The following is a 22761-nucleotide window of genomic DNA, read 5'->3' as shown; positions in this document are numbered from 1 at the left end:
CTATCAGAATCAGGACTTGGGCAAGTTCGGCCCGGCCCCGTCCGCAGTGGTCGACGGCGCTTCGTCCTCGGGATTGACGGTCGGCAGCGAGATGTCGCTGACGTTGGGCAGACGCATCCGGGTGAGCACGACCACGTCGATGATCAGCGACATGGCGACGCCGGCGACGATCGACAGGAAGAACACCATCGGCACGATCCACGGCTGACCCGCCAGGACGATCATGATGACGACGAACAGGCCCAGTTTGAGCAGCCACCCGCCGAGCACGATCGCGAAGAAGAACTGCACGTACAGCGGGTCGCCGTACCAACGGTTGGCGATCAGGATGCTCAGGCCGGTGATCCCCAGGAATATGACGGCGAGCAGTACTCCGAGCAGACCGCTGACGAGGCCCTCTCCCCCGGCCACAGCGTAGCCGATCCCCCCTGCCAGAACGGCCAGGATGCCGGCCGCGATGGCGGACCAGACGAGGGTCCGACGCAGGATCGGGGTGCTGGACACAGGACTCGGGCTCATCGGGGCTCCAGGTTCTCGGGGGTGGATGCTTCGGTGGGCGCTGACGCGGACGTCGACGGCTCGGTGGCGGCAGCATCGGCGTGCGCGGCACGGCGGGACGGCATGAGTGTGACCACGAGGCACGCGGCGACGCCGATGGCACCGAAGATCGCACCGATCCAGTACTGTCCGGGCCAGTCCTCTCGCGTGCCGATGTACATGAGCAGCAGGGCGAGCGAGATCACCGCGGTCCAGGCGTAGAAGATCAGCACGGCGTCGCGGTCGCGGTGGCCGAGATCGAGCATCCGGTGGTGCAGGTGCTTGCGATCGGGCGAGAACGGCGACTTCCCGGCGCGCATACGGCGGAAGACGGCGAGGCCGAAATCCAGGAGCGGGAGCATCACGACCACGATGGGCAGCAGGATCGGGATGAACGCACCGAGCAGCTGGGAGCGGCCGAACTCCTCGGGATCCAGCGCGGATGCCGGCCACTGGCCGGTGAGCACCACGGTCGAGGTCGCCATCAGCAGGCCCATGACCAGCGCGCCGGAGTCCCCCATGAACAGCTTCGCCGGGCTCCAGTTCCACGGCAGGAATCCGATGCACGCACCGATGAGGGTGGCGGCCAGGAACGTCGACAGGTTGAAGTACGTCGTAGCGCCGATATCGCGCGAGACGATGTACGAGTACGCGAAGAACACGCTGTTGGCGATGAGGCAGACACCGGCGACGAGGCCGTCGAGGCCGTCGATGAAGTTCACCGCGTTCATCACGATCACGATCGCGAACATCGTCACGGCGATGCTCACCCAGCTGGAGAAGAGGATCATCTCGCCGAAGGGCAGCGACAGGATCTGCATCCCGCCCCAGACCGTGATGATCCCGGCGGCGAGGAACTGCGCGCCGAGTTTGATCATCCAGTCCAGATCGATCAGGTCGTCGATCACGCCGATGACGGCGATCAGCAGGGCGGCGCACAGCACCGACCACATGGTCTGCGGCGGGATCCACAGCGTGGAGAAGAACGGGTTCGCCGCTGAGACGCCGATGGCGGTGGCGATGCCGAGGAAGATCGCGACGCCGCCGAGTCGCGGCGTCGGCGTTGTGTGCACATCGCGTTCGCGGATGCCCGGGTACAGCTTGAACCTCAGGCTCAACTGCCAGACCACCCACGACAGCGCGAACGTGACGGTCGCGGTCAGGATGATCGTGAACAGATACTGTTTCACGCCGTGCCATCCGACGCGACGTCCGGATCGACGTCGCCGGGCTGCTCAGCGGGTTCGAGCAGATCGCCGAGGACGTCCTCCAGCTGCTCGCGCGTGATGGCTCCCTCCCGCAGGATCCGAACCAGAGGCTTCGGGGAATCCTCGCCGCGGGCAACGAGCGACGTCGCATCGACGATCGTCGAGGCGATGCCGTCGCGGCTGAGCCCGGTGTCCAGGTATACCGCGACCTTGTCACCGAGCATGTCCAGCGCATCGGATGCCGCGATCGCCGCATCCTTGCCGGTGAGGTTCGCGCTGGAGACGGCCAGCGGGCCGGTCTCCTCCAGCAGTTCGAGGGCGACCCTGCTGTCCGGCATCCGGACGGCCACGGTGCCCTGCGTCTCGCCGAGGTCCCACGTGAGCGAGCGCTGCGCTGGCAGGACGATGGTCAGCCCACCGGGCCAGAAGGCGTCGACGAGGCGCTCGACGGCTTCCGGCACGCTCTCGGCGAGCGCCTTGAGCGTCGCCGGTCCAGAGACGAGCACGGGCGGCGGCTGATCGCGGCCGCGGCCCTTCGCGTCGAGCAGTCGCTGCACGGCGGCAGGCGAGAAGGCGTCGGCGGCGACGCCGTAGACGGTGTCGGTGGGGATGACGATGAGTTCGCCGCGACCGATGGCCTGGCGAGCACGGCGCATACCGGCGAGCAGTTGCTCCTCATCGCGGCAGTCGAAGATGGGGGACATGACGGATCGATTCTACGCGGACGCGTCTGGGAGGAAGAAAGGGCGGCGGCTGCCGGCGCTCACGGCCGGACGGCCGTCGTCGCGCGGTCTCGATGAGTGAGATCCGGATGCGTGGCGGCCGCACGCCAGCCATCGGCGGACAGCAGCGCGCGGATGTCGGCGCCCTGCAGCTCACCGTGCTCGATGACGAGCAGACCTCCGGGTCGCAGCAGCTCGAGCGCGCGCGTGCTCAGCACCCGGACGACGTCGAGACCGTCCGGGCCGCCGTACAGGGCCAGCGCCGGGTCGAACAGGCGCACCTCCGGGTCGCGCGGGATGGCGTCATCGGGGACGTACGGCGGGTTCGAGATGACCACAGATGCCTGGCCGTTCAGCTCGGGGAACGCGTCGGCGAGGTCGGCGTGGACGAGCGTCAGGTTGGCGGCGATCGCCGTGTTGCGCGCAGCCCAGGCGTGCGCCTCGGGCGAGACCTCAGCCGCGAAGATGCGCGCATGCGGCACCTCGCTCGCCATCGCGAGTGCGATCGCCCCCGATCCGGTTCCCAGATCGATTCCGATCGGAGCGGCATCCGGAGCGTTGAGAAGCGCATCGATCGCGAACTGGACGACCTGCTCGGTCTCCGGCCGCGGCACGAAGACACCGGGGCCGACCTGAAGCTCCAGGTGCCGGAACGGTGCGGTACCGGTGATGTGCTGCAGCGGTTCACGCGCGGCACGACGCGCGACGAGAAGAGCGACAGCCTCGGCATCCGCGTCATCCAGTCCATCGCCGCGAATGACCGCCGCCTGAACCGAACCGCGTCCGAGCCCGATGACGTGCCCGATGAGAAGCTCGGCATCCACGACGGGATCGGGGACGCCGGCATCCGCGAGCTGCTGGGCGACGGAACGCAGGAGCGCGGCGATCGAGACGGGCATCCCTCCAGCGTAGGGTGCAACGGACCGTCACATACGCGACGGAGGGATCGCCCTCCCCTAGGCTGACGACAGTCACCCGCTCAGGAAAGGCGTCTTCATGCCCGGAATCCACTCCGACATCACCACGGCGTTCGGCAACACCCCGCTGGTCAAGCTGAACCACGTGACCGAGGGGCTCGGCTCCGAGGTGCTCGCGAAGCTCGAGTACTTCAACCCCGGATCCAGCGTCAAGGACCGTCTCGGAATCGCGATCATCAACGCTGCCGAGAAGGACGGCTCCCTCAAGCCGGGCGGCACCATCGTCGAGGCCACCAGCGGCAACACCGGCATCGCGCTCTCGCTCGTCGGCGCCGCCCGCGGTTACAAGGTCATCCTGACCATGCCCGCTTCGATGTCGAAGGAGCGCCGCGTGCTCCTGAAGGCCTTCGGCGCCGAACTCGTGCTCACCGACCCGACCGTCGGCATGAAGGGCGCCGTCGCCGAGGCCGATCGCATCGCCGCCGAGACGCCGGGCGCGATCCTCGCCCACCAGTTTGAGAACGCCGCGAACGCACAGATCCACCGCGAGACGACCGCAGAGGAGATCTGGCGCGACACCGACGGCGAGGTCGACATCTTCGTCGCCGGCATCGGCACCGGTGGCACCATCACCGGCGTCGGTCAGGTGCTGAAGGAGCGCAAGCCGGGTGTCCAGGTCATCGCCGTCGAGCCGACCGCGTCGCCCCTGCTGTCGCAGGGCACACCCGGCCCGGCCAAGATCCAGGGCATCGGCCCGAACTTCGTCCCGCCGATCCTCGACACCGATGTGTTCGACGAGGTCGTCACCGTCGAGTTCGAGGATGCGATCTCCACGTCGCGCGCGCTGGCCGCGAAGGAGGGACTGCTCGTCGGCATCTCCAGCGGTGCAGCCGCGTGGGCCGCGCTGCAGGTCGCCGCTCGCCCGGAGAACGCCGGCAAGAAGATCGTCGTGATCATCCCCGACACCGGTGAGCGCTACCTCTCGACCGCCCTGTTCGAGGACCTTCGCGAAGACTGATGCCGACATCTGGCATGCACTGGGCCGGGCGGATGCGCGAGGATGTCGCGTCCGCCCGGCTTCGTGACCCCGCCGCGCGCAGCGGTCTCGAGGTCGCGATCCTCTACCCCGGTCTGCACGCCATCTGGGCGCACCGGGTCAACCATGCGCTCTGGAATCGCGGTCTGCGCTTCCCCGCGCGCCTCGGCTCTCAGTTCAGCCGCTGGCTGACGGGCATCGAGATCCACCCGGCCGCCACGATCGGCCGGCGCTTCTTCATCGATCATGGCATGGGCGTCGTGATCGGCGAGACCGCGGAGATCGGCGACGATGTGATGCTCTACCACAGCGTCACGCTCGGCGGCCGGACCCGGGACGCCGGCAAAAGACATCCCACACTCGAAGACGGGGTCGCCGTCGGCGCCGGCGCGAAGATCCTCGGCCCTGTGACCGTCGGCGCCCGCTCGCTCGTCGGGGCGAACGCGGTCGTCACGAAGGATGCACCACCGGACTCCGTGCTGGTCGGCATCCCTGCGAAAGCGCGTCCGCGCACGGTCGGCGAGGACACTCGCGCTCTGCTGACCGCACCCGAGTACTCGATCTGACTACTTCTGCTGCTTCGTCTTGTCCTTGAGCAGGATCTTGGACAGCACGACGGTGACGATCGCTGTGACGAGCCAGACGATCACGCCACCGGCGATCCAGCCCGCGAGCCCGTCGAGGCGGAGACCGCCGATGGGCAGCAGCACGACGATGAGCAGCGCGATCATCGTGGACAGGATGCCGACGCCGCCGACGAGGATCGGCAGGAACCGATGCAGGATCTTCTCCGCGATCCACGACAGGACGGTCTGCACGAGCGCGAAGACGACGATGCAGAGGAGGAACCCCCACCACTCGGCCCACACGATGACGAAGTCCTGCAGGATGAGGTCGGCGACGATGAGGCCGAGCGCAGCCGACGCGAGATAGATGCCGATGCGGAGCAGATGCGTGATCACGCCCCGAGCCTAGCGCTGCCGAGCGCGCGCGGTGGGTCCGGCGCGCGCGGTCAGGAGTCCTGACCGACCGCGGCCAGACGGGCTTCCTCGTCGGCCTGGATCGCGCTCTCGATCAGCGGTTCCAGGGCGCCGTCCATCACCTGATCGAGGTTGTACGCCTTGAACCCTGTGCGGTGATCCGCGATGCGGTTCTCCGGGAAGTTGTACGTGCGGATCCGCTCGGAGCGATCCATCGTGCGGATCTGCGACTTGCGGGCGTCGGATGCCACGGCATCCAGCTCCTCCTGCTGTCTGGCGAGCAACCGCGCGCGGAGAACGCGCATGCCTGCTTCGCGGTTCTGCAGCTGAGACTTCTCGTTCTGCATGGACACGACGATGCCGGTCGGCAGGTGCGTGATCCGCACGGCCGAGTCGGTCGTGTTGACCGACTGCCCGCCGGGTCCGGAGGAGCGGAAGACATCGATCTTCAGATCATTCTGGTCGATCTGGATCTCTTCGGGCTCGTCGACCTCGGGGAACACGAGGACTCCGGTGGTCGAGGTGTGGATGCGCCCCTGCGACTCGGTCGCCGGCACGCGCTGCACCCGGTGCACGCCGCCCTCGTACTTCAGGTGCGCCCAGACGCCCTGCGCGGGGTCCGTCGACGAACCCTTGATCGCGACCTGGACGTCCTTGTAACCGCCGAGGTCGGATTCGTTGCGTTCCAGGAGCTCGGTCTTCCACCCCTTGGATGCCGCGTACTGCACGTACATGCGCAGCAGGTCGGCGGCGAACAGCGCCGATTCGGCGCCGCCCTCCCCCGCCTTGATCTCCATGATCACGTCACGGGCGTCGTCGGGGTCGCGCGGGATCAGCAGGCGCCGGAGCTTCTCCTGCGTCTGCGCCACGGCCGCCTCGAGCTCGGGGATCTCGGCCGCGAAGGCGTCGTCCTCACGTGCCAGTTCGCGTGCGGCATCCAGATCCTCGGATGCCGCGATCCACGTCTCGTGGGCTGCGACGATCTTCGAGAGCTCTGCGTAGCGCCGGTTCACGCGCTTGGCGCGGGCGGCGTCGGCGTGCACCGCCGGGTCGGAGAGCTCCTCCTGGACCCGGCGGTGCTCGTCGATGAGTGCCTGGACGGACTCGAACACTTCGGTCAGCTCGACGGACTCAGCGGATGTTGTTCTCGTGCCCGTGGCTGGAGCCCGTGGCAGGTGCGGGGATCGACTTCTGCATCTGGACGAGGAACTCCACGTTCGAGTGGGTCTCCTTGAGCTTGCCGAGGACGACCTCGAGCGCCTGCTGGGTGTCGAGGCCGGCCAGCGCGCGACGCAGCTTCCAGGTGATCTGGACCTCGTCGGAGCTCAGCAGCATCTCCTCGCGACGGGTGCTGGACGCGTTGACGTCCACCGCCGGGAAGATGCGCTTGTCCGCCAGCTGACGCGACAGGCGCAGCTCGCTGTTGCCGGTGCCCTTGAACTCCTCGAAGATGACCTCGTCCATCTTGGATCCGGTCTCGACGAGCGCCGTGGCGAGGATCGTGAGGGATCCGCCGTTCTCGATGTTGCGCGCAGCGCCGAAGAAGCGCTTGGGCGGGTACAGCGCGGATGCGTCGACGCCGCCGGTGAGCACACGGCCGGATGCCGGAGCCGAGATGTTGTAGGCACGACCGAGACGCGTGATCGAGTCGAGCAGCACGACGACGTCGCGGCCCAGCTCGACCAGACGCTTGGCGCGCTCGATCGCGAGCTCGGCGACCGTGGTGTGGTCCTCGGCCGGACGGTCGAAGGTCGAGGCGATGACCTCGCCCTTCACCGAACGCTGCATGTCGGTGACCTCTTCGGGGCGCTCGTCGACGAGGACGACCATGAGGTGGACCTCGGGGTTGTTCTGCGAGATCGCGTTCGCGATCTGCTGCAGGACGATCGTCTTGCCGGCCTTGGGGGGCGCGACGATCAGGCCGCGCTGGCCCTTGCCGATCGGGGCGACCAGATCGATGATGCGCTGGGTCAGCTTCTCGGGAGCGGTCTCCAGACGCAGACGCTCCTGCGGGTACAGCGGCGTGAGCTTGCCGAATTCGACACGCGTGGCCGCGTCCTCGACCGAGAGGCCGTTGATCGAGTCGACCTTCACCAGAGCGTTGTACTTCTGGCGTCCCTGCTGCTCGCCCTCGCGGGGCTGCTTGATCGCACCGACGACCGCGTCGCCCTTGCGCAGGTTGTACTTCTTGACCTGGCCGAGCGACACGTAGACGTCGCTGGCACCGGCGAGATACCCCGACGTGCGCACGAAGGCGTAGTTGTCGAGGACGTCGAGGATTCCGGCGATCGGGATCAGGACGTCGTCCTCGCCGATCTCGGTGTCGAACTCGTCGGACGTGGTGTTCGCGGCGCCGCGGCGCTTGTTGCGCTGACGGTTGCGGCCCGAGGACTGCTCGTCATCGGCCGGAGCCTGCTGCTCCTGCGCGTTGCCGTTCTGCGAACCGCCGTTCTGGGCGTTGCCGTTCTGGGCGTTGCCGTTCTGGGCGTTGCCGCTGCGGCCGCGGTTCCGGCTTCGGCTGCGGCTGCGGCTGCGGCCGGAGCCCTCTTCGCCGTTGTCACCGGCGGAGTCGGCGTCCGAACCGTTCTGCTTCGGCGCATCGCTGGCGGAGTCGTCCTTCGCGCCGTCGTTCGCGTTCGCGTCGCTCTGGGGCGTCTCGGCCTTGGCGTCGCTCTTCGCGTCGGCGGTTGCCTCGGCAGGAGCCTCGGCGGCAGCCGGCGCCTTCTTGGCCGGGCGCTTGCGGCCCTTCGGCGCCGCTGCGGGCGCATCGCCTTCGGCTGCGGGTGCGTCGGAAGCGGGTGCGGCTGCGGGTGCATCCGCGGCAGGAGCGTCGGATGCCGGAGCATCCGCCTTCTTGGCACGGCTGCGACGCGGCGTCTTGGGCGCTGCCTCGGCCTCAGGGGCCGCGTCGGCCACGGGCGCGGCGGCTGCCGGTGCCTCTGCGGTCGCCTCGGCAGCTGCAGCCTTGGCGGCGGCCGTCGCGGTCGTCGCGCGACGCGGTGCGCGCTTGCGCGCCGGCGCCTTGGTCTCGGCCGCGGCGGATGCGTCAGCCGCGGGTGCCTCGGCAGCAGGCGCGGACGCCGCTGCGGGCTGGTCGTTCTGGGTCTCGGAGAAATTCTCCACGAGTACTCCCTTATATGTCGTGGGATGTGAGCGTCAGCCGCGCACGACGGGTGCCGTGCACGTTCGTACGCACGGGCGCTTGGCGCTCGTAGGCCAGAACGATGAAGGCTCTGGATGTGACGTACGGAATTCGCAGATTGCGATGGGGGCCAGATTCACGAAACTACGCGGACCCCTCCGCTCGTTCCTTTACTGTACCACCCCGCACATCGACGGCCGGCATGACGGCGTCCCACGGGGTGTCCGTGACCCCGGTCGCCACATCGACGGCCTCGAGGCGTCGGCCGGGGCCGTCGCACAGCACCAGGACACTGGGTCCGGCGCCCGAGACGACAGCGGCGAAGCCCGCCTGCCGCAGTGCCTGCACGAGTGCGTACGTCTCCGGCATGGCCTGGGCGCGGTAGTCCTGGTGCAGGCGATCGGCGGTCGCGTCCAGCAGCAGTTCGGGGCTCTGCGTCAACGCCGCGATCAGCAGTGCCGACCGCGAGACGTTGAACACGGCATCCTCGCGAGGTACCTGCATCGGCTGCAGCGAGCGGGCGAGCGTCGTCGAAACGGTGTGCTCCGGCACCAGCACGAGCGGCGCGACGCCGCGGTGCACCTGCAGCTTCTTGTGCCGCGGGCCGTCTTCGCCCGTCCACGCGATCGTCAGCCCGCCGAACAGCGCGGGGGCGACGTTGTCCGGATGGCCCTCGAGCTCGGTCGCCAGGCGCAGCAGCGCGTCATCGTCGAGCTCGGCGACGCCCGAGAGCAATCCCTGCGCGGCGAGCACGCCGGCGGCGACGGCCGCGCCCGAGGAGCCGAGTCCGCGGCCGTGCGGCACGCCGTTGCGCGCGACGATGCGCAGCCCGGGGACCTCGCGACCGGCATCCGCATACACATGCGCGATCGAGCGATAGACGAGGTTCGATTCGTCTCGGGCGATCTCGTCCGCTCCGGTGCCGGAGACCTCGATCTCGAGGCGGTCATCCGACAGCGGCGTGACGACGAGTTCGTCGTACACGCTCAGCGCGAGGCCGAGCGTGTCGAAACCGGGACCGAGATTGGCGCTGGTCGCCGGGACGCGGACGACGATCGAGGTCATCTCACTCCCCCTCGACGCGCAGCACAGCGATCACCCGGTCGACGACATCGCTCGCCGCGAGGCGCTCGACCGTGGTGCTGAGCGCGCCCTCAGAGGCGCGGTGCGTGCCGATCACGAGCCGAGCGGTGCCTTCGCCTTCCGTGGTCTGCACGACCGTCGCGACCGAGACGTCGCCCTCGCTGAGGAGGCCGGCGACCCGGGCGAGCACACCCGGCTGGTCCTCGACCTCGAGCGTGATCTGGTAGCGCGTGGTGACGTGCGCGATGGGCACGATGGGCAGATTCGCCCTCGTGGATTCGCCGACCCCGACGCCGCCGGCGATGTGGCGGCGGGCCGCCGACACGACGTCGCCGAGCACGGCGGACGCGGTCTGCACTCCACCGGCACCTGCTCCGTAGAACATCAGCGAGCCGGCCGCCTCCGCCTCGACGAACACCGCGTTGTTCGCACCGTGCACCGAGGCGAGCGGGTGGCTGCGGGCGACGAGCGCCGGATAGACGCGCACCGAGATGGACTCGACGCCGTCGACCGTGAGGCGCTCGCACACCGCGAGGAGCTTGATGACGTAGCCGGCGTCGCGCGCCTGCTGGATCATTCCCGCGCTGATGCCGGTGATGCCCTCGCGGTGCACCGCATCCAGCGGGACGGTGGTGTGGAAGGCCAGACTCGCGAGGATCGCCGCCTTCTGCGCAGCATCGTAGCCCTCGACATCCGCGGTCGGATCCGCTTCGGCGTAGCCCAGTCGCTGCGCATCGGCGAGCACGTCGTCGAAGTCGGCTCCCTCGGTGTCCATGCGGTCGAGGATGTAGTTCGTGGTGCCGTTGACGATGCCCATGATGCGCACGACCCGATCGCCGGCGAGCGAATCGCGCAGCGGCCGGATGATGGGAATGGCACCTGCCGCAGCCGCCTCGTAGTACACCGAGGCTCCGACCTGGTCGGCCGCCTCGAAGAGCTCCGGGCCGTGCGACGCCAGCAGAGCCTTGTTGGCGGTGACGACATCGGCGCCGGAGCCCAGGGCGGTCAGCACCTGGGTGCGGGCAGGCTCGATGCCGCCCATCAGCTCGATCACGATGTCGCTGCCGAGGATCAGGCTCTCGGCATCCGTCGTGATCAGCTCGCGCGGGAGTTCGACGTCGCGAGCCGCGTCCGGATTGCGCACGGCGATCCCCGCCAGCTCGAGGCGAGCACCGGCCCTGTCCGCCAGCTCATCTCCGTGCCGCAGCAGCAGGGAGGCGACCTGCGACCCCACGGCTCCGGCGCCGAGCAGCGCCACTCGAAGCGTTCGATACTGTGCCGGATCGTTCCCGCGGGTCATCGTTCTCCTTCTGCGGAGCCGGAGGCCCCGCCGTCAGCGGTGCGGATGCCGGTGACACCGGCATCCCGGGCAAGCAGGTCGTCGATCGTCTCGCCGCGCACGATCACCCGGGACGTGCCGCGGGACACGGCGACGACCGCGGGGCGCGGGACGTGGTTGTAGTTGCTGGCCAGCGAAGCGCAGTACGCACCCGTGGCCGGCACCGCGAGCAGATCGCCGGGCGCCAGATCATCGGGCAGGTACTCGTGATCGACGACGATGTCACCGGATTCGCAGTGCTTTCCGACGACGCGGACGAGCACGGGATCGCCACCGCCGGCGCGCGATGCGAGCCGTGCCGAGAACTGCGCACCGTACAGGGCAGGGCGGGCGTTGTCGCTCATCCCGCCGTCGACGCTGACGTAGCGGCGTGCTCCCGCGTCGAGCGTGACGTCCTTGGTCGTGCCGATCTCGTAGAGGGTGACTCCGGCCGTGCCGACGATCGCACGGCCGGGTTCGAAAGCGAGTTCGGGGAGCGGGATGCCGCGGACGGCGCAGCCCGCCGCGACGGCGTCCACGATCTCGGCGGCGAGGTCGGAGATCGGTGTCGGGTCGTCCACGCGGGTGTAGGCGATGCCGAAGCCGCCGCCGAGGTTCAGCAGCGGCAGCTCTCCTCCGGCTCGCAGTCGCTCGTGCAGCTCGAGCACGCGGCCGGCCGACTCGCGGAACCCCGCGACGCCGAAGATCTGCGATCCGATGTGGCAGTGCAGTCCGAGCAGCCGCAGTCCGTCGATCTCTCGGATGCGGGCGGCGGCGGCCTCGGCATCCGGGAAGGCGAAGCCGAACTTCTGGTCTTCGTGCGCCGTCGCGAGGAAGTCATGGGTCTCGGCGTGCACGCCGCTGTTCACACGGATCAGGATGCTCTGCACGGCGCCGGTGCGGGCGGTGATCGCGCCGAGCCGCTCGATCTCGATGAGGCTGTCGACGATGATCGTGCCGACCCCGACCTCGACCGCCCGCTCGAGCTCGGAGACCGACTTGTTGTTCCCGTGGAAGCCGATGCGCCCGGGCTCCACGCCTGCCGCGAGCGCGACCTCGAGCTCGCCGCGCGTGCAGACGTCGACGTTCAGACCCTCGTCCGTGACCCACCGCGCGACGGCGGTGGAGAGGAACGCCTTGCCCGCGTAGTAGACCCGGGCCGTCGTACCGTGCTCGGCTGTCGCAGCGGCGAACGCGTCGTGGAACGCACGCGCCCTGGTTCGCACCTCGTCCTCGTCGAGCACGAGCACCGGCGAACCGTACGTGCGCACGATCTCGGCGGCGCCGAGGCCCGCGATGCGGAGCTGTCCGGTTTCATCCCGGACGGCGGATGCCGGCCACACACCGGGGGCGAGATCGTTGGCGTCCTCCGGCACGTGGAGCCAGTCAGGGGCGAGTGAATCGGCGGGGGGAAGCACAGCGGACCAATCGTGGGTTCGGGTTCTCGGGCGAAGAGACGCACGGCGAGGTTGCCCCCGATTCTAGGGCAACGACTCATCGGGCTCCGTCATGGTGACGTTGTGTTCCGCAGCGGTACTCGATCGGTCGTGCTGCGGGCAAGCCCCCTGCGTCGCGTCCGGACGGTGCCGTACGGTTGCGGCATGAAGACGGTCGAACACGTCACCGCCTGGGCGCTGCAGCGCCGGCTCGTGCGGGCGGTACTGCTGTACGTCGAACGACGCGGCGCCATGCTGGCAGACAGCGTCACGTATCGCGCACTCTTCAGCGTGTTCGCCGGGGTTCTGCTGGGCTTCTCGCTCGCCACGGTCTGGCTCGCGGACAATCCGCAGGCGTGGGCCGCTCTCGTCGCCTCGGTGGACGCCGCGATCCCCGGCCTGTTCGGCGAAGACGGCGTCATCGCAGACCCCGAGGAGATCGCCGTTCCCGCCGGACTGTCGCTCGCGAGCATCATCTCGACCGTCGCACTGGTCGGTGCGGCGCTCGGCGCCGTCGGGTCGCTGCGAACCGCCGTGCGCACCATCGCCGACACCGTGACAGCCGACGTCTTCATCGTGTGGGTCGTGCTGCGCAATCTGCTGCTCGCAGTGGGCATCGGCGCCGCCTTCCTGGCCGCGGCCGTGCTCACCGCACTGGGGCGGCTCGGCATCACGTGGCTGACCGGACTGCTGGGCATCCAGAGCGGTTCCGTCGGAGCCGAGTGGGGTGTCCGAGCGGTGTCGCTTCTCGTCGTCTTCGCGCTCGACGCCGGGCTGATCGCCGGTGTCTTCGTCCTGCTCTCCGGACGCCGCGCGCCGGGACGCGCACTGTGGCCCGGTGCGTTCCTCGGCGCGATCGGCCTCATCGTCCTGCAGGAGCTGTCGACCCTGTTCGTCGGCGGCGCGGCATCCAATCCTCTGCTCGCGACCTTCGCGTCGCTGCTGGCGCTGTTGATCTGGATGAACTTCTCGACGCAGGTGATCCTGATCGCCTGCGCATACGTCGTCACCGGCATCGAGGAGTCCGAGGATCGGGTCAGCGCACGATTCGGCGCCAGCACGTTCGCACAGCGTCGCGTCCAGAGAGCTGAGCACGACGTCGCCGTCGCAGTGACCGCGCTGAAGGCCGCCAGGGAGGCGGCATCCTCCGAGTCTAAGGAGTGAGATCTACTCGCAGACGCCGTTCTCCTGCAACGCAGGATCCGAGACGATTCCTCCGGCGACGGACAGGTCCGCGACGGCCTCGGTGCCCTCGATCGTCAGTCCCGTGAGCGTGAGTCCGGCCGGCAGCTGATCCGCGATGCAAATGTGCTGGGTCTCCGTCAGGCGCGAACCGAGCTCGCCCAGCCGATCCGATACCTCGTCGGCGTTCAGCTCCACTCCCCCGATGAGCAGTCTGACCGGGGTGAGCGTGAGTTCTCCGCCCTCTGCGCCTGGTGTCGCCGTAAGGGCGACCGGCAGACCGAAGCCGAGCACGGGGACGGACCCAGCGGCCGTGACGTCCGGTTCTTCGAACGTGAGCGAATCGATGGGCAGATCCGTGTGCTCGAGAAGCGACTGGAACTGCTCCTGATCGATCCGGACCGTCCCGCTCGCCGATTCCAGATCGCCGCCGCGCAGCGGGACGCCCAGCGCGGTGACGTCGACGGCGCCCGTGATGTCGCCGATGGTCACGGCATCGGTGGAGAGCTTCAGCTCGGTCAGATTCCCTGCGATCAGCTGCGGCAGCAGGACGCCTTCCGCCTGCACGTCGAGTTGCTGGTCGGCCGGGAGATCGAGCTGGTCGATCACGATGCCGCGGGCGATACCGGGCAGCACCGCGCGCGCGATCAGCTCGGCCGCCACGACGAGCACGATGAGGACCACGACGACACCGCCGACGATCCACGGCCAGCGCTTGCGCTTCGGCTTCGGTGCGATTGCCGCGGCATCCACTTTTCCGGGGATCACGAGGGTCGGATGCTCGATCGAGAGGTCCGGATACGGCTCGGTGCGGTTGTCGTCGCTCATGATCCCTTTCGGCCGGTCGCCCGGACTACATGCGCTCCGGCGCGGAGACGCCGAGCAGGTCGAGCCCGTTGCGGAAGACCTGTCCGGCGGCGTCGTTCAGCCACAGACGCGTGCGGTGCACGCTCTCGGTCGGGTCGTCGCCCTGCGGGATGACGCGGCAGTTGTCGTACCAGCGGTGGTAGAGGCCGGCGAGCTCCTCGAGGTAGCGCGCGATGCGGTGCGGCTCTCGGACCTGAGCGGCGAAAGCCACGATGCGCGGGAACTCCTGCAGGGCGCCCAGCAGCGCGGACTCGGTCTCGTGCGTGAGCGTCTCGGGCACGAACTCGCTGCGGTCGACGCCGGAGTCAGCGGCGTTGCGTGCGACGTTGTGCGTGCGGGCATGCGCGTACTGCACGTAGAACACCGGGTTGTCGTTGGTGCGCTTCTGCAGCAGCTCAGGGTCGAGGTCCAGCGGCGAGTCCGCCGGGGAGCGCTCCAGGGAGTAGCGCAACGCGTCGGTGCCGAGCCAGTCCAGCAGATCGTCCATCTCGATGATGTTCCCGGCGCGCTTGCTGAGGCGAGCACCGTTGATCGACACCATCTGACCGATGAGCACCTGGATGTTCTTCTCGGGATCCTCACCGGCGGCACCTGCGATCGCCTTCAGGCGGTGCACGTAGCCGTGGTGGTCGGCGCCGAGCAGGTAGATCTTGTTCTCGAACCCTCGGTCGCCCTTGCTCAGGTAGTAGGCGGCGTCGGCGGCGAAGTACGTGTACTCCCCGTTCGAGCGGCGGATGACGCGGTCCTTGTCGTCGCCGAAGTCGGTGGTGCGCACCCAGACGGCGCCCTCCTCGTCGAAGACGTGGCCCTGCTCGCGCAGGCGGTCGACAGCCTGGTCGATGAGGCTCGAACCCTCGGCATCCTTCGCGTGCAGCGTGCGCTCGGAGAACCACACGTCGAACGGCACGTTGAACTTCTCGAGCGAGTTCTTGATCTCGGCGAGCTGGTACTCGTAGGCGAGGTCGCGGGCGACGACGAGCTGTTCGTTCTCGGGAAGGCCGAGCAGGTCGGGGCGCGCCTCGACCACCCTCCCCGCCAGAGCGGAGATGTACTCGCCCGGGTAGCCGCCCTCAGGGGTCGGCTCTCCCTTGGCCGCGGCGACGATGGACAGCGCGAAGCGCTCCATCTGCGCGCCGGCGTCGTTGATGTAGTACTCGCGCACCGCGTTCGCGCCGCTGGCCAGCAGCAGACGCACGATCGAATCGCCGAGGGCCGCCCAGCGGGTGTGCGCGATGTGCAGCGGACCGGTCGGGTTCGCCGAGACGAACTCGACGTTGACGCTGACACCCGTCTGCGAGTCGTTGGATCCGTACGCCGCACCTGCGTCGACGATCGTCTTCGCCAGGACGCCGGCGGCACCAGCCTCGAGACGGATGTTGATGAAGCCCGGGCCGGCGACCTCGGCGCTCGCGACGCCGGCGACATCGGCGAGCGCGGTCGCGATCTGCTCGGCGAGGGCGCGGGAGTTGGTCCCGAGCGGCTTCGCGAGGCGCATCGCCAGGTTGGATGCCCAATCGCCGTGATCGCGGTTGCGCGGACGCTCCAGCACGACGTCGGATTCCGTGAGGTTCAGGGCCTCATCCGGTCGCAGGGATGCCGCGATCGGAGTGACGACGTTGAGGAGGGCTGCGGCGAGGGTGTCGGGGTTCATAGCGACCCCAGTTTACGGCTCCGACCGGGTCGGAATTTGCGCTGGGCTGATCGTGATCTACTCTCATGCCATGAACCTGGCTTCCCGCGCGCACCGAGGGCGCGTTCTCGCGTTCTGCGCGCTGGTCCTGGTGGCCGTCTCGGTGCTCCTTCTCGGGCTGTGGCGACCATGGGCGCCGTTGCCGGAGGCTGCTCCGATCGGTGCCGGCGATGCGGCCATGGTCGCCGAACCGGCGCCGCTCGCGCTGCCCGAGCATCCGGTCGTGCTCGTGTTCGGCGACTCGTGGACCTACGGGTCCGCAGCGGCACCGTTCACGCACGGCTACGCCTACCGACTCGGGGGCCTCCTGAACGGCGAATCGGTGGTCAAGGGCGTCCGAGGCAGCGGCTACCTCAAGCCAGGACTCGACGGCCCGGCCTTCGGCGAGCGCATCGCCGCGTTGAACCCCGGGCTCGACCCGGATCTCGTGATCATCCAGGGATCGATCAACGACCGCCTGCAGGGCGAGGCCGGCTACCGGGATGCCGTGAACGCGGCGTGGGATGCGCTCGCTGGCCTGTATCCGGATGCCGCGATCGTCGTCCTGGGTCCGGCACCGCACGAACTGCCCGTCGGCGAGGGGACGGCGCGCATCGATGTGGATCTCGGCGAACTCGCAGCCTCGCGCGGCTGGTGGTACATCTCCCCCATCGCGCGGGAGTGGATCACCCCCGACAACTACCTCGACGTGATCGATGTGGACCTCGGACGCAAGCATCCGTCCACCGCCGGCCACCAGTACCTCGCGGAGAAGGTCGTCGAAGCCCTCGCCGAGTTCGGCGGAGAGCTGACGAGCGCGCCGGTCGGGTCGGAGACCGTGCCCGAGCAGTGATATCGTCGTTCGGTACGCCTCCGTAGCTCAGTGGATAGAGCGCCGGTTTCCGGTACCGTAGGTCGCAGGTTCGACTCCTGTCGGGGGCACATTCGCGAAGAGGGCCGTCCATCCGGACGGCCCTCTTCGCGTCTCCGTGATTCCTCATAAGATCGACGACCATGAGTGATGTCGCCGGACCGCGCGTACGCCAGATGACGTCGATCCTTCTTGAGCGCGACGCGCAGATCCTCCTCCTGCGGCGCGAGGGCTCGCGGGTGATCGACACGTCGTGGGTCGGGATCGGTGGGCACATCGAGGATGCCGAGAGCTCGGCGCCAGTTCAGGGCGCATTCCGCGAACTCCGCGAAGAACTGGCGATCACTCCGGACCAGATCGTCGGACTACGACTCCGATACGTCGCCACCCGAGAACTGCCGGACGAGTTGCGCGTCACGTACTACTTCACCGCAGAGCTTCACGATGATGCCGTCGTCCCGGAGCACTGCGAAGAGGGGGTGCTCGCCTGGTTCGGGATGGATGCCGATCTCACCGCGCTTCCGATGCCGATGACCGCCCGCATCACCGTCGATCATTGGCAGCGTGTCGGCAGGTTCGATGACGCCATGCGGTTCATCGCCTTCGCACTGTCCGCCGGTGTTCCTCGATCGCGACTCGCTCGCTGCACGCGCCGACACGATCAGGCGGTTGTGGAACACGCTCTGACGCGGTTCATCGTCGTCCCACGATCATCCCGGGGCCTCACGGCAAAGCGTCTGGACGACGCGTTCAAGTCGCAGTTTCTGCTGTTCTGACCGTCCCAAAGCGACATTTTCTGCGACCGGAACGGGGTGCGGCATCCAGAACGGCAGAAAGTGCGACCGGAACGAGCAGGTCAATTGAGTTGTACACAACTCAATTGCGTGCAACTATTGAGACATGAGCATCACAGACGAGATGGTGTGCTTCTCCCTCTACTCGGCGGCACGCGCGACGACCCAGGTGTACCGGACGCTGCTCGCGCCATGGAAGCTCACCTATCCGCAGTACCTCGTGCTCGCCGTCCTCTGGAACGAGGGCGAGCAGACCATCGGCTCTCTGGGCGACGCCATGCAGCTCGACTCCGGAACTCTCTCTCCGCTGGTCCGCCGCCTCGAGCAGGCCGGACTCGTCACCAAGACGCGCAGCACGATCGACGAACGCGTCGTCACGGTGCAACTCACCGACGATGGCCAGGCACTGCGTGCCGAACTCGCCCCCATCCGCGCGCAGGTCGCCGAGCTCGCCGGCATCCATGACGATGCCCACCGCCGCCGCCTCATCGCAGAACTGCAAGAGCTGACCGCTCTGCTCCAGGCGGGCACACCCGCTGCCACGAACTGACCCCGTCCACGAACACAGGAAGAAGGAATCCACACGATGGAAGCCCTGTACACCGCCGAAGCCGTCGCCACCGGCGCCGGCCGCAACGGCCGCGTCGCCACGAGCGAAGGCCGACTCGACCTGGATCTCGCCATCCCCAAGGAGATGGGCGGCTCCGGCGACGGCGCCAACCCCGAGCAGCTCTTCGCCGCAGGCTACGCCGCGTGCTTCCACTCTGCGCTGCAGACCGTGGCCCGGGCGCAGAAGGTCTCGATCGCCGACTCATCGGTGGGCGCTCGCGTGCAGATCGGCGCCAACGGCGCCGGTGGGTACGGCCTCGCCGTGCAGCTCGAGGTCGTCATCCCCGACCTCCCCCACGATCAGGCTCAGGCGCTGGCGGATGCCGCGCATCAGGTCTGCCCCTATTCGAACGCGACGCGTGGAAACATCGACGTCGCCATCACGGTCTCGGAGGACTGATGCGCGCTCTCATCCACCACACGTTCGGCCCGGCGGAGGACGTCCTCGTCGTCGAAGACCGCCTGATGCCGGAACCAGGCCCCGGCCAGGTCCGTCTGCGGATCGTGCTCTCCCCCATCCACAATCACGACATCTGGACGATTCGCGGGACATACGGCTTCAAGCCCGAGCTGCCCGCGGCATCCGGAACCGAGGCCCTCGGCATCGTGGATGCCCTCGGCGACGGCGTCGAGAGCCTCGCCGTCGGACAGCGCGTCGCCAGCGGCGGAGCGTTCGGAGCCTGGGCGGAGTACATCGTCACGAGCGCGGCCGGGCTCATCCCCGTGCCGGAGGCCCTGCCCGATGAGGCCGCCGCCCAGCTGATCTCGATGCCCTTCAGCACGATCAGCCTGCTGCAGTTCCTCGAGGTGAACGAGGGCGACTGGATCGTCCAGAACGCGGCGAACGGCGCCGTCGGCCGCATGCTCGCGCAGCTCGGCAAGGCGCGTGGCGTCAACGTCCTCGGTCTCGTCCGACGCGCGGAGGGCATCGAGGAGCTCCGTTCCCAGGGCATCGAGAACGTCATCTCCACTGATCAGGACGACTGGCGCGAGCAGGCGGCGAAGCTCACCGGCGGCGCCCCGATCGTCGCCGGCGTCGACTCGGTCGGTGGCGCGGCATCCGGACACGTCCTGTCGCTGCTTGCCGAGAACGGCACGCTCGTCGCCTTCGGCGCCATGAGCTCGCCGGTCATGGAGATCGCATCCGGCGACGTCATCTTCAAGCAGGCCACGGTCAAGGGCTTCTGGGGAAGCAAAGTCAGCCAGACGATGGATGCCGCGACCAAGGGCGCTCTCTTCGGCGAGCTGATCCAGCGCGTCTCCGACGGAACGCTCACGCTGCCGGTCGCCGGGATCTTCGACGCCGCTGATGCCGCGGACGCCGTGCGCGCGAGCAACACGGCGGGCCGTATCGGCAAGGTGCTGCTGAAGTTCTGAGCCGTCGCCGGTGGGAGCCTGACGTCTACACCCCGTCGCGCTCCCACCGGCGTTCATGCAACGCCCTCAGCTCGTCCGCGAAGACGAGCGCAGGACCGTCGACGACGACCTCCGGCACGATCTCCTGAATCGGCAGCGGCGCCACAGGCCCCGCCGGCACACCGCGCTCGGCCGCCCAGGCCAGCAGCTGCTCGGTCGAGCCCGCATAGACGATGCGCCCCAGCCCGACCCAGCCGTGGCTCGCCGAGCACATCGGACAGTGCTCCCCGGATGTGTAGACGACGGCGGTCGCACGTTCGGTCGGACTCAGGTGAGCAGCAGCCCAGCGGCTGATCTCGAACTCCGGATGCCGCGTGGCATCGCCGTCCTTCACACGATTGCGATCCTCGAACAGCACCTCGCCGCCGGCCGACACCAGCACGGATCCGAACGGCTCGTCGCCGTCCTCGAGCGCCTCACGCGCCAGCTCCACGCATCGCCGCAGGTGGACAAGATCAGTTTCCGAGATCGCCATGGGTCAAGCGTCTCGCCTGCACGACAGGACACGCAAGGCGAAATCAGTCCGTACCCGACACCCAGGCGTACGGCAGGAATTTCCCGTCGATCGTGATCACCACACGGTCGCCATCCGGATGCGGCACCCGGTCGAACGAGACGCTGCAGTTGATGGCGCTCATGATTCCGTCGCCGAACTCGTCGTGGATGAGCGACTTCAGGGCAGGTCCGTACACCTGCACCAGCTCGTGGAAGCGGTAGATGGTCGGGTCGCTGGAGACATCGGATGCCGCGGCACGATTGGGTTGTCTGACCAGCGCCGCGATCAGCTCGTCATCCAGATCCAGTGCGTAGCCGAGTTCTTCGGCCTGTCCGGGGGTCAGCGGATGCATCCCGAGCGCTGCGGCAGCCAACCAGACCGGCGGAACATCCAACCGGTCGGCCAGTGTGCGCCAGCTGAGGCCGGCCCGAGCACGGCGCTCCTCGATCAGTTCACCGGCATCCTGCTTCGAGATCATCTCGTGTCAACTCCTCCTGGCGCTCACGGCGCCTGCGTTCCTGCTCTGAAGGCTAGGCAGGTGGTGTTGCGGCGCCGCATCGCGCGCGTCACGAGCGCGTTACGTCAGATCCGGCCGCGAACGGGAGTCCTCTCGATCGGGTCCTCCGCTTCCGGCATCGCCATCTCCGCGCGGACCCCCAGCAACCGGATCTCCCGCCCCTCGTCGAGCGTCGCGGCGAGCGCGACGGCGGCGGCCACGACATCCTCGCGATCCACGGTCGGCGCGGCGAGCTTGCGGCCGAACGTCTTCGTCTCGAACGGTGCATATCGCACTTTCAGGTGCACGCGGATCACAGGTCGCCCCTCGGCCGCGCAGTCCGCGAACGCCTGGCCGGCCAGCGCCCGCACGGCATCGACGACCTCAGCGTCCGTGACGAGATTCTGCTGGAACGTCGTCTCCCGGCTGTGACTGCGGGCGACCCATGGGGTGTCGTCGACGACGTCGGGGCCCTTCCCCGAGCCGAGCCCGTGATACCAGACGCCCATCTTCGGACCGAACTCCGCGACGACCTCGGACTCATCGGAGTCCGCCAGCTCCCGCACCGTCCTGATCCCGTGCTCGGCGAGCCGCTTCTGCACCTTGGGCCCCACTCCCCACAGGTCCCGCGTGGGCTTCTCCCCCATCACGTCGAACCAGTTCTCCCGCGTCAGCCGGAACATTCCCCGCGGCTTGCCGAACTCGGTGGCGATCTTGGCTCTGATCTTGTTGTCGCCGACGCCCACGGAGCAGTGCAGACCGGTCGCTTCGAACACGGCATCCTGCGCCTGGCGCGCGACTGCTTCCGGGTCGTCGGTCTCGACCCCGAGGAAGCACTCGTCCCACCCGATGATCTCCAGGACGACTCCGGGGAGCGCCCGCAACGCGGCCATCACTTCGTGGGAGGCCTGCTCGTACGCCGCGTGGTCGACCGGCAGGAAGACCGCCTCCGGCGGTGCCTTGCGCGCGGCGATCTTCAACGGCATCCCGGATCCGATGCCGAAGGCTCTCGCCTCATAGGATGCCGTGGACACGACCGCCCGCTCGGTCGGGTCGCCTCTGCCGCCGACGATCACGGGAAGTCCCGCGAGCTCGGGCCGGCGCAGGACCTCGACCGCAGCGATGAACTGGTCCATGTCGACGTGCAGCACCCAGGCGCCCATGCGACGAGTCTGGCGCGCATCGACCCGGATGTCACCCACTGCTGGCTGACCCCCTGGGTGTGCCGCATATGCTGACGGCGTGTCTTCTTCGAGAGCATCGCAGGCCATCGGAACTGCACGCGTGGCGGTCGGTGCACTCGCGATCGGCATCCTCGCGTACGCCTATGCACTGCGTATCGCCGTCGGCGACAGCAACCCGTTCGACTACTTCGGATACTTCACGAATCAGACGACGCTGTTCACCGGTGTCGTGCTCATCCTCGCCGGCGTCACGAACCTGCGGGGCCGTCCGCTCCGGGGCGGGCTCGTCCTGCTGCGCGCCATGGCGGCGACGTATCTCGTCGTCGTAGGCGTGATCTACAACGTCCTGGTGCCGGGAACCGGATCCGCACCTCCCTGGGTGAGCGCGGCGCTGCACATCGCCTTGCCGATCCTCGTGCTGGCGGACTGGATCCTCGCCCCCGATCGCCGGCCCCTCGCCTGGCGGATGATCTGGGTCGTACTGCCGTATCCCGTGCTGTGGTTGACCGTCGTGCTGCTGCGCGGGGTCACCGACGGCTGGGTTCCGTACGGCTTCCTGCTGCCCGAACGCGGTATCGCGTCGCTGTGGCTGCACATCGTAGGGCTCCTCTGCGCGATGCTGGCCGCTGCCGCGCTGGTCTGGTCGCTCAGCAGGACCAGGACGGTGGTGTACCCTTCAGGAGGCCGATCCGGCCCCGAACCGACCCGAAGGCAGGTGATGCGCGATGTCCAGTGATAGTCGCCGCGCCACCGCTCATGCTTCGCTGGTCGGCATCTCGATGCGCTGAACCTCGCGAG

24 protein-coding genes and 1 tRNA gene are annotated in these 22761 nt (G+C 68.4%); 10 read left to right on the top strand and 15 right to left on the bottom strand.

What is annotated here, in order from left to right; genetic code table 11:
- Nucleotides 1–9 precede the first annotated feature (9 nt).
- The 4 genes from ACI7YT_RS06890 to prmC are packed head-to-tail and all read right to left on the bottom strand — an operon-like array spanning nucleotide 10 to nucleotide 3366.
- The gene (locus tag ACI7YT_RS06890) at nucleotides 10–519 is read right to left on the bottom strand and encodes a hypothetical protein (protein WP_406249738.1); all 510 of its coding nucleotides are present in this window, start codon (nucleotides 517–519) and stop codon (nucleotides 10–12) included.
- The gene (locus ACI7YT_RS06885; protein WP_406249737.1) at nucleotides 516–1727 is read right to left on the bottom strand and encodes an MraY family glycosyltransferase; all 1212 of its coding nucleotides are present in this window, start codon (nucleotides 1725–1727) and stop codon (nucleotides 516–518) included. Before ACI7YT_RS06885 ends, ACI7YT_RS06890 begins: the two co-directional genes overlap by 4 nt.
- On the bottom strand, nucleotides 1724–2449 hold the full coding sequence (locus ACI7YT_RS06880) for an L-threonylcarbamoyladenylate synthase (RefSeq protein ID WP_406249736.1): 726 nt from the start codon (nucleotides 2447–2449) through the stop codon (nucleotides 1724–1726). The genes ACI7YT_RS06885 and ACI7YT_RS06880 overlap by 4 nt, the downstream gene beginning before the upstream one ends.
- A 59-nt stretch (nucleotides 2450–2508) precedes the next feature.
- Nucleotides 2509–3366, bottom strand: coding sequence for a peptide chain release factor N(5)-glutamine methyltransferase (prmC, locus tag ACI7YT_RS06875; RefSeq protein ID WP_406249735.1), 858 nt, complete (start codon nucleotides 3364–3366; stop codon nucleotides 2509–2511).
- A gap of 97 nt (nucleotides 3367–3463) precedes the next feature.
- Here prmC and cysK point away from each other — a divergent pair, with 97 nt between their 5' ends.
- Together cysK and epsC are read left to right on the top strand one after the other, a co-directional pair.
- Nucleotides 3464–4402, top strand: a complete 939-nt coding sequence (gene cysK / locus ACI7YT_RS06870) for a cysteine synthase A (protein WP_406249733.1) — start codon at nucleotides 3464–3466, stop codon at nucleotides 4400–4402.
- Nucleotides 4402–4986 carry a serine O-acetyltransferase EpsC gene (gene epsC, locus ACI7YT_RS06865; protein WP_406249731.1) on the top strand — a complete coding sequence of 195 codons (585 nt, stop codon included), beginning with the start codon at nucleotides 4402–4404 and terminating at the stop codon, nucleotides 4984–4986. The genes cysK and epsC overlap by 1 nt, the downstream gene beginning before the upstream one ends.
- Here the strand turns inward: epsC and ACI7YT_RS06860 are convergent, their stop codons facing one another.
- From ACI7YT_RS06860 to lysA, 6 genes are all read right to left on the bottom strand, one after another.
- On the bottom strand, nucleotides 4987–5382 hold the full coding sequence (locus tag ACI7YT_RS06860; protein WP_406249730.1) for a hypothetical protein: 396 nt from the start codon (nucleotides 5380–5382) through the stop codon (nucleotides 4987–4989).
- Between the two features lie 50 nt (nucleotides 5383–5432).
- Complete coding sequence (gene prfA / locus ACI7YT_RS06855) at nucleotides 5433–6512, bottom strand: peptide chain release factor 1 (RefSeq protein ID WP_406249728.1); 1080 nt, start codon at nucleotides 6510–6512, stop codon at nucleotides 5433–5435.
- Between the two features lie 19 nt (nucleotides 6513–6531).
- A complete protein-coding gene (gene rho, locus ACI7YT_RS06850; protein ID WP_406249726.1) occupies nucleotides 6532–8523 on the bottom strand; it encodes a transcription termination factor Rho in 1992 nt (663 codons plus the stop codon).
- 163 nt (nucleotides 8524–8686) lie between these two features.
- Nucleotides 8687–9607, bottom strand: a complete 921-nt coding sequence (gene thrB / locus ACI7YT_RS06845; protein WP_406249725.1) for a homoserine kinase — start codon at nucleotides 9605–9607, stop codon at nucleotides 8687–8689.
- A 1-nt stretch (nucleotide 9608) separates the two neighbouring features.
- Nucleotides 9609–10925: a homoserine dehydrogenase gene (locus ACI7YT_RS06840; RefSeq protein WP_406249723.1), complete on the bottom strand. Its 1317-nt coding sequence runs from the start codon at nucleotides 10923–10925 to the stop codon at nucleotides 9609–9611.
- A complete protein-coding gene (gene lysA, locus ACI7YT_RS06835) occupies nucleotides 10922–12361 on the bottom strand; it encodes a diaminopimelate decarboxylase (protein ID WP_406249721.1) in 1440 nt (479 codons plus the stop codon). Before lysA ends, ACI7YT_RS06840 begins: the two co-directional genes overlap by 4 nt.
- Nucleotides 12362–12544: 183 nt before the next feature.
- Here lysA and ACI7YT_RS06830 point away from each other — a divergent pair, with 183 nt between their 5' ends.
- Nucleotides 12545–13543 (top strand): YihY/virulence factor BrkB family protein, encoded by a 999-nt coding sequence (locus tag ACI7YT_RS06830; RefSeq protein WP_406249720.1) that lies wholly within the window; start codon nucleotides 12545–12547, stop codon nucleotides 13541–13543.
- Nucleotides 13544–13546: 3 nt separating this feature from the next.
- Here the strand turns inward: ACI7YT_RS06830 and ACI7YT_RS06825 are convergent, their stop codons facing one another.
- Nucleotides 13547–14389: a DUF2993 domain-containing protein gene (locus ACI7YT_RS06825; protein ID WP_406249718.1), complete on the bottom strand. Its 843-nt coding sequence runs from the start codon at nucleotides 14387–14389 to the stop codon at nucleotides 13547–13549.
- 25 nt (nucleotides 14390–14414) lie between these two features.
- A complete protein-coding gene (gene argS, locus ACI7YT_RS06820) occupies nucleotides 14415–16079 on the bottom strand; it encodes an arginine--tRNA ligase (protein ID WP_406249716.1) in 1665 nt (554 codons plus the stop codon).
- Between the two features lie 70 nt (nucleotides 16080–16149).
- Between argS and ACI7YT_RS06815 the strand changes: the two genes are divergently transcribed.
- From ACI7YT_RS06815 to ACI7YT_RS06790, 6 genes are all read left to right on the top strand, one after another.
- Nucleotides 16150–16950, top strand: coding sequence for an SGNH/GDSL hydrolase family protein (locus ACI7YT_RS06815; protein ID WP_406249714.1), 801 nt, complete (start codon nucleotides 16150–16152; stop codon nucleotides 16948–16950).
- A 16-nt stretch (nucleotides 16951–16966) separates the two neighbouring features.
- Nucleotides 16967–17039 (top strand) — tRNA-Arg (locus tag ACI7YT_RS06810).
- 72 nt (nucleotides 17040–17111) lie between these two features.
- On the top strand, nucleotides 17112–17744 hold the full coding sequence (locus ACI7YT_RS06805; RefSeq protein WP_406249713.1) for an NUDIX domain-containing protein: 633 nt from the start codon (nucleotides 17112–17114) through the stop codon (nucleotides 17742–17744).
- 124 nt (nucleotides 17745–17868) lie between these two features.
- Nucleotides 17869–18312: a MarR family winged helix-turn-helix transcriptional regulator gene (locus ACI7YT_RS06800; RefSeq protein ID WP_406249711.1), complete on the top strand. Its 444-nt coding sequence runs from the start codon at nucleotides 17869–17871 to the stop codon at nucleotides 18310–18312.
- Nucleotides 18313–18348: 36 nt separating this feature from the next.
- Nucleotides 18349–18771, top strand: coding sequence for an organic hydroperoxide resistance protein (locus ACI7YT_RS06795; protein ID WP_406249710.1), 423 nt, complete (start codon nucleotides 18349–18351; stop codon nucleotides 18769–18771).
- Nucleotides 18771–19748, top strand: a complete 978-nt coding sequence (locus ACI7YT_RS06790) for a zinc-binding dehydrogenase (protein WP_406249708.1) — start codon at nucleotides 18771–18773, stop codon at nucleotides 19746–19748. The genes ACI7YT_RS06795 and ACI7YT_RS06790 overlap by 1 nt, the downstream gene beginning before the upstream one ends.
- 25 nt (nucleotides 19749–19773) lie before the next feature.
- Here the strand turns inward: ACI7YT_RS06790 and ACI7YT_RS06785 are convergent, their stop codons facing one another.
- The 3 genes from ACI7YT_RS06785 to ACI7YT_RS06775 all read right to left on the bottom strand — a co-directional run bounded on the left by ACI7YT_RS06785 (nucleotide 19774) and on the right by ACI7YT_RS06775 (nucleotide 21942).
- Complete coding sequence (locus tag ACI7YT_RS06785; RefSeq protein WP_406249707.1) at nucleotides 19774–20262, bottom strand: nucleoside deaminase; 489 nt, start codon at nucleotides 20260–20262, stop codon at nucleotides 19774–19776.
- 43 nt (nucleotides 20263–20305) lie between these two features.
- Complete coding sequence (gene cynS / locus ACI7YT_RS06780; RefSeq protein ID WP_406249706.1) at nucleotides 20306–20761, bottom strand: cyanase; 456 nt, start codon at nucleotides 20759–20761, stop codon at nucleotides 20306–20308.
- A gap of 104 nt (nucleotides 20762–20865) precedes the next feature.
- The gene (locus ACI7YT_RS06775) at nucleotides 20866–21942 is read right to left on the bottom strand and encodes a DNA polymerase IV (protein WP_406249705.1); all 1077 of its coding nucleotides are present in this window, start codon (nucleotides 21940–21942) and stop codon (nucleotides 20866–20868) included.
- Between the two features lie 79 nt (nucleotides 21943–22021).
- Here ACI7YT_RS06775 and ACI7YT_RS06770 point away from each other — a divergent pair, with 79 nt between their 5' ends.
- Nucleotides 22022–22699 carry a Pr6Pr family membrane protein gene (locus tag ACI7YT_RS06770; RefSeq protein ID WP_406249703.1) on the top strand — a complete coding sequence of 226 codons (678 nt, stop codon included), beginning with the start codon at nucleotides 22022–22024 and terminating at the stop codon, nucleotides 22697–22699.
- The last annotated feature ends 62 nt before the right edge of the window (nucleotides 22700–22761 follow it).

Source organism: Microbacterium sp. M, assembly GCF_045181065.1.
Taxonomy (GTDB): domain Bacteria; phylum Actinomycetota; class Actinomycetes; order Actinomycetales; family Microbacteriaceae; genus Microbacterium.
This window is presented reverse-complemented; position numbering and strand designations above follow the sequence as displayed.

Excerpts from the sequence above, each read along its gene's own strand:
- ACI7YT_RS06890 (WP_406249738.1), bottom strand. The coding sequence starts at position 519 with ATGAGCCCGAGTCCTGTGTCCAGCACCCCGATCCTGCGTCGGACCCTC.
- ACI7YT_RS06880 (WP_406249736.1), bottom strand. The coding sequence starts at position 2,449 with ATGTCCCCCATCTTCGACTGCCGCGATGAGGAGCAACTGCTCGCCGGT.
- prmC (WP_406249735.1), bottom strand. The coding sequence starts at position 3,366 with ATGCCCGTCTCGATCGCCGCGCTCCTGCGTTCCGTCGCCCAGCAGCTC.
- cysK (WP_406249733.1), top strand. The coding sequence starts at position 3,464 with ATGCCCGGAATCCACTCCGACATCACCACGGCGTTCGGCAACACCCCG.
- epsC (WP_406249731.1), top strand. The coding sequence starts at position 4,402 with ATGCCGACATCTGGCATGCACTGGGCCGGGCGGATGCGCGAGGATGTC.
- thrB (WP_406249725.1), bottom strand. The coding sequence starts at position 9,607 with ATGACCTCGATCGTCGTCCGCGTCCCGGCGACCAGCGCCAATCTCGGT.
- ACI7YT_RS06840 (WP_406249723.1), bottom strand. The coding sequence starts at position 10,925 with ATGACCCGCGGGAACGATCCGGCACAGTATCGAACGCTTCGAGTGGCG.
- ACI7YT_RS06830 (WP_406249720.1), top strand. The coding sequence starts at position 12,545 with ATGAAGACGGTCGAACACGTCACCGCCTGGGCGCTGCAGCGCCGGCTC.
- ACI7YT_RS06825 (WP_406249718.1), bottom strand. The coding sequence starts at position 14,389 with ATGAGCGACGACAACCGCACCGAGCCGTATCCGGACCTCTCGATCGAG.
- argS (WP_406249716.1), bottom strand. The coding sequence starts at position 16,079 with ATGAACCCCGACACCCTCGCCGCAGCCCTCCTCAACGTCGTCACTCCG.
- ACI7YT_RS06815 (WP_406249714.1), top strand. The coding sequence starts at position 16,150 with ATGAACCTGGCTTCCCGCGCGCACCGAGGGCGCGTTCTCGCGTTCTGC.
- ACI7YT_RS06805 (WP_406249713.1), top strand. The coding sequence starts at position 17,112 with ATGAGTGATGTCGCCGGACCGCGCGTACGCCAGATGACGTCGATCCTT.
- ACI7YT_RS06800 (WP_406249711.1), top strand. The coding sequence starts at position 17,869 with ATGAGCATCACAGACGAGATGGTGTGCTTCTCCCTCTACTCGGCGGCA.
- ACI7YT_RS06795 (WP_406249710.1), top strand. The coding sequence starts at position 18,349 with ATGGAAGCCCTGTACACCGCCGAAGCCGTCGCCACCGGCGCCGGCCGC.
- ACI7YT_RS06790 (WP_406249708.1), top strand. The coding sequence starts at position 18,771 with ATGCGCGCTCTCATCCACCACACGTTCGGCCCGGCGGAGGACGTCCTC.
- ACI7YT_RS06785 (WP_406249707.1), bottom strand. The coding sequence starts at position 20,262 with ATGGCGATCTCGGAAACTGATCTTGTCCACCTGCGGCGATGCGTGGAG.
- cynS (WP_406249706.1), bottom strand. The coding sequence starts at position 20,761 with ATGATCTCGAAGCAGGATGCCGGTGAACTGATCGAGGAGCGCCGTGCT.
- ACI7YT_RS06775 (WP_406249705.1), bottom strand. The coding sequence starts at position 21,942 with ATGGGCGCCTGGGTGCTGCACGTCGACATGGACCAGTTCATCGCTGCG.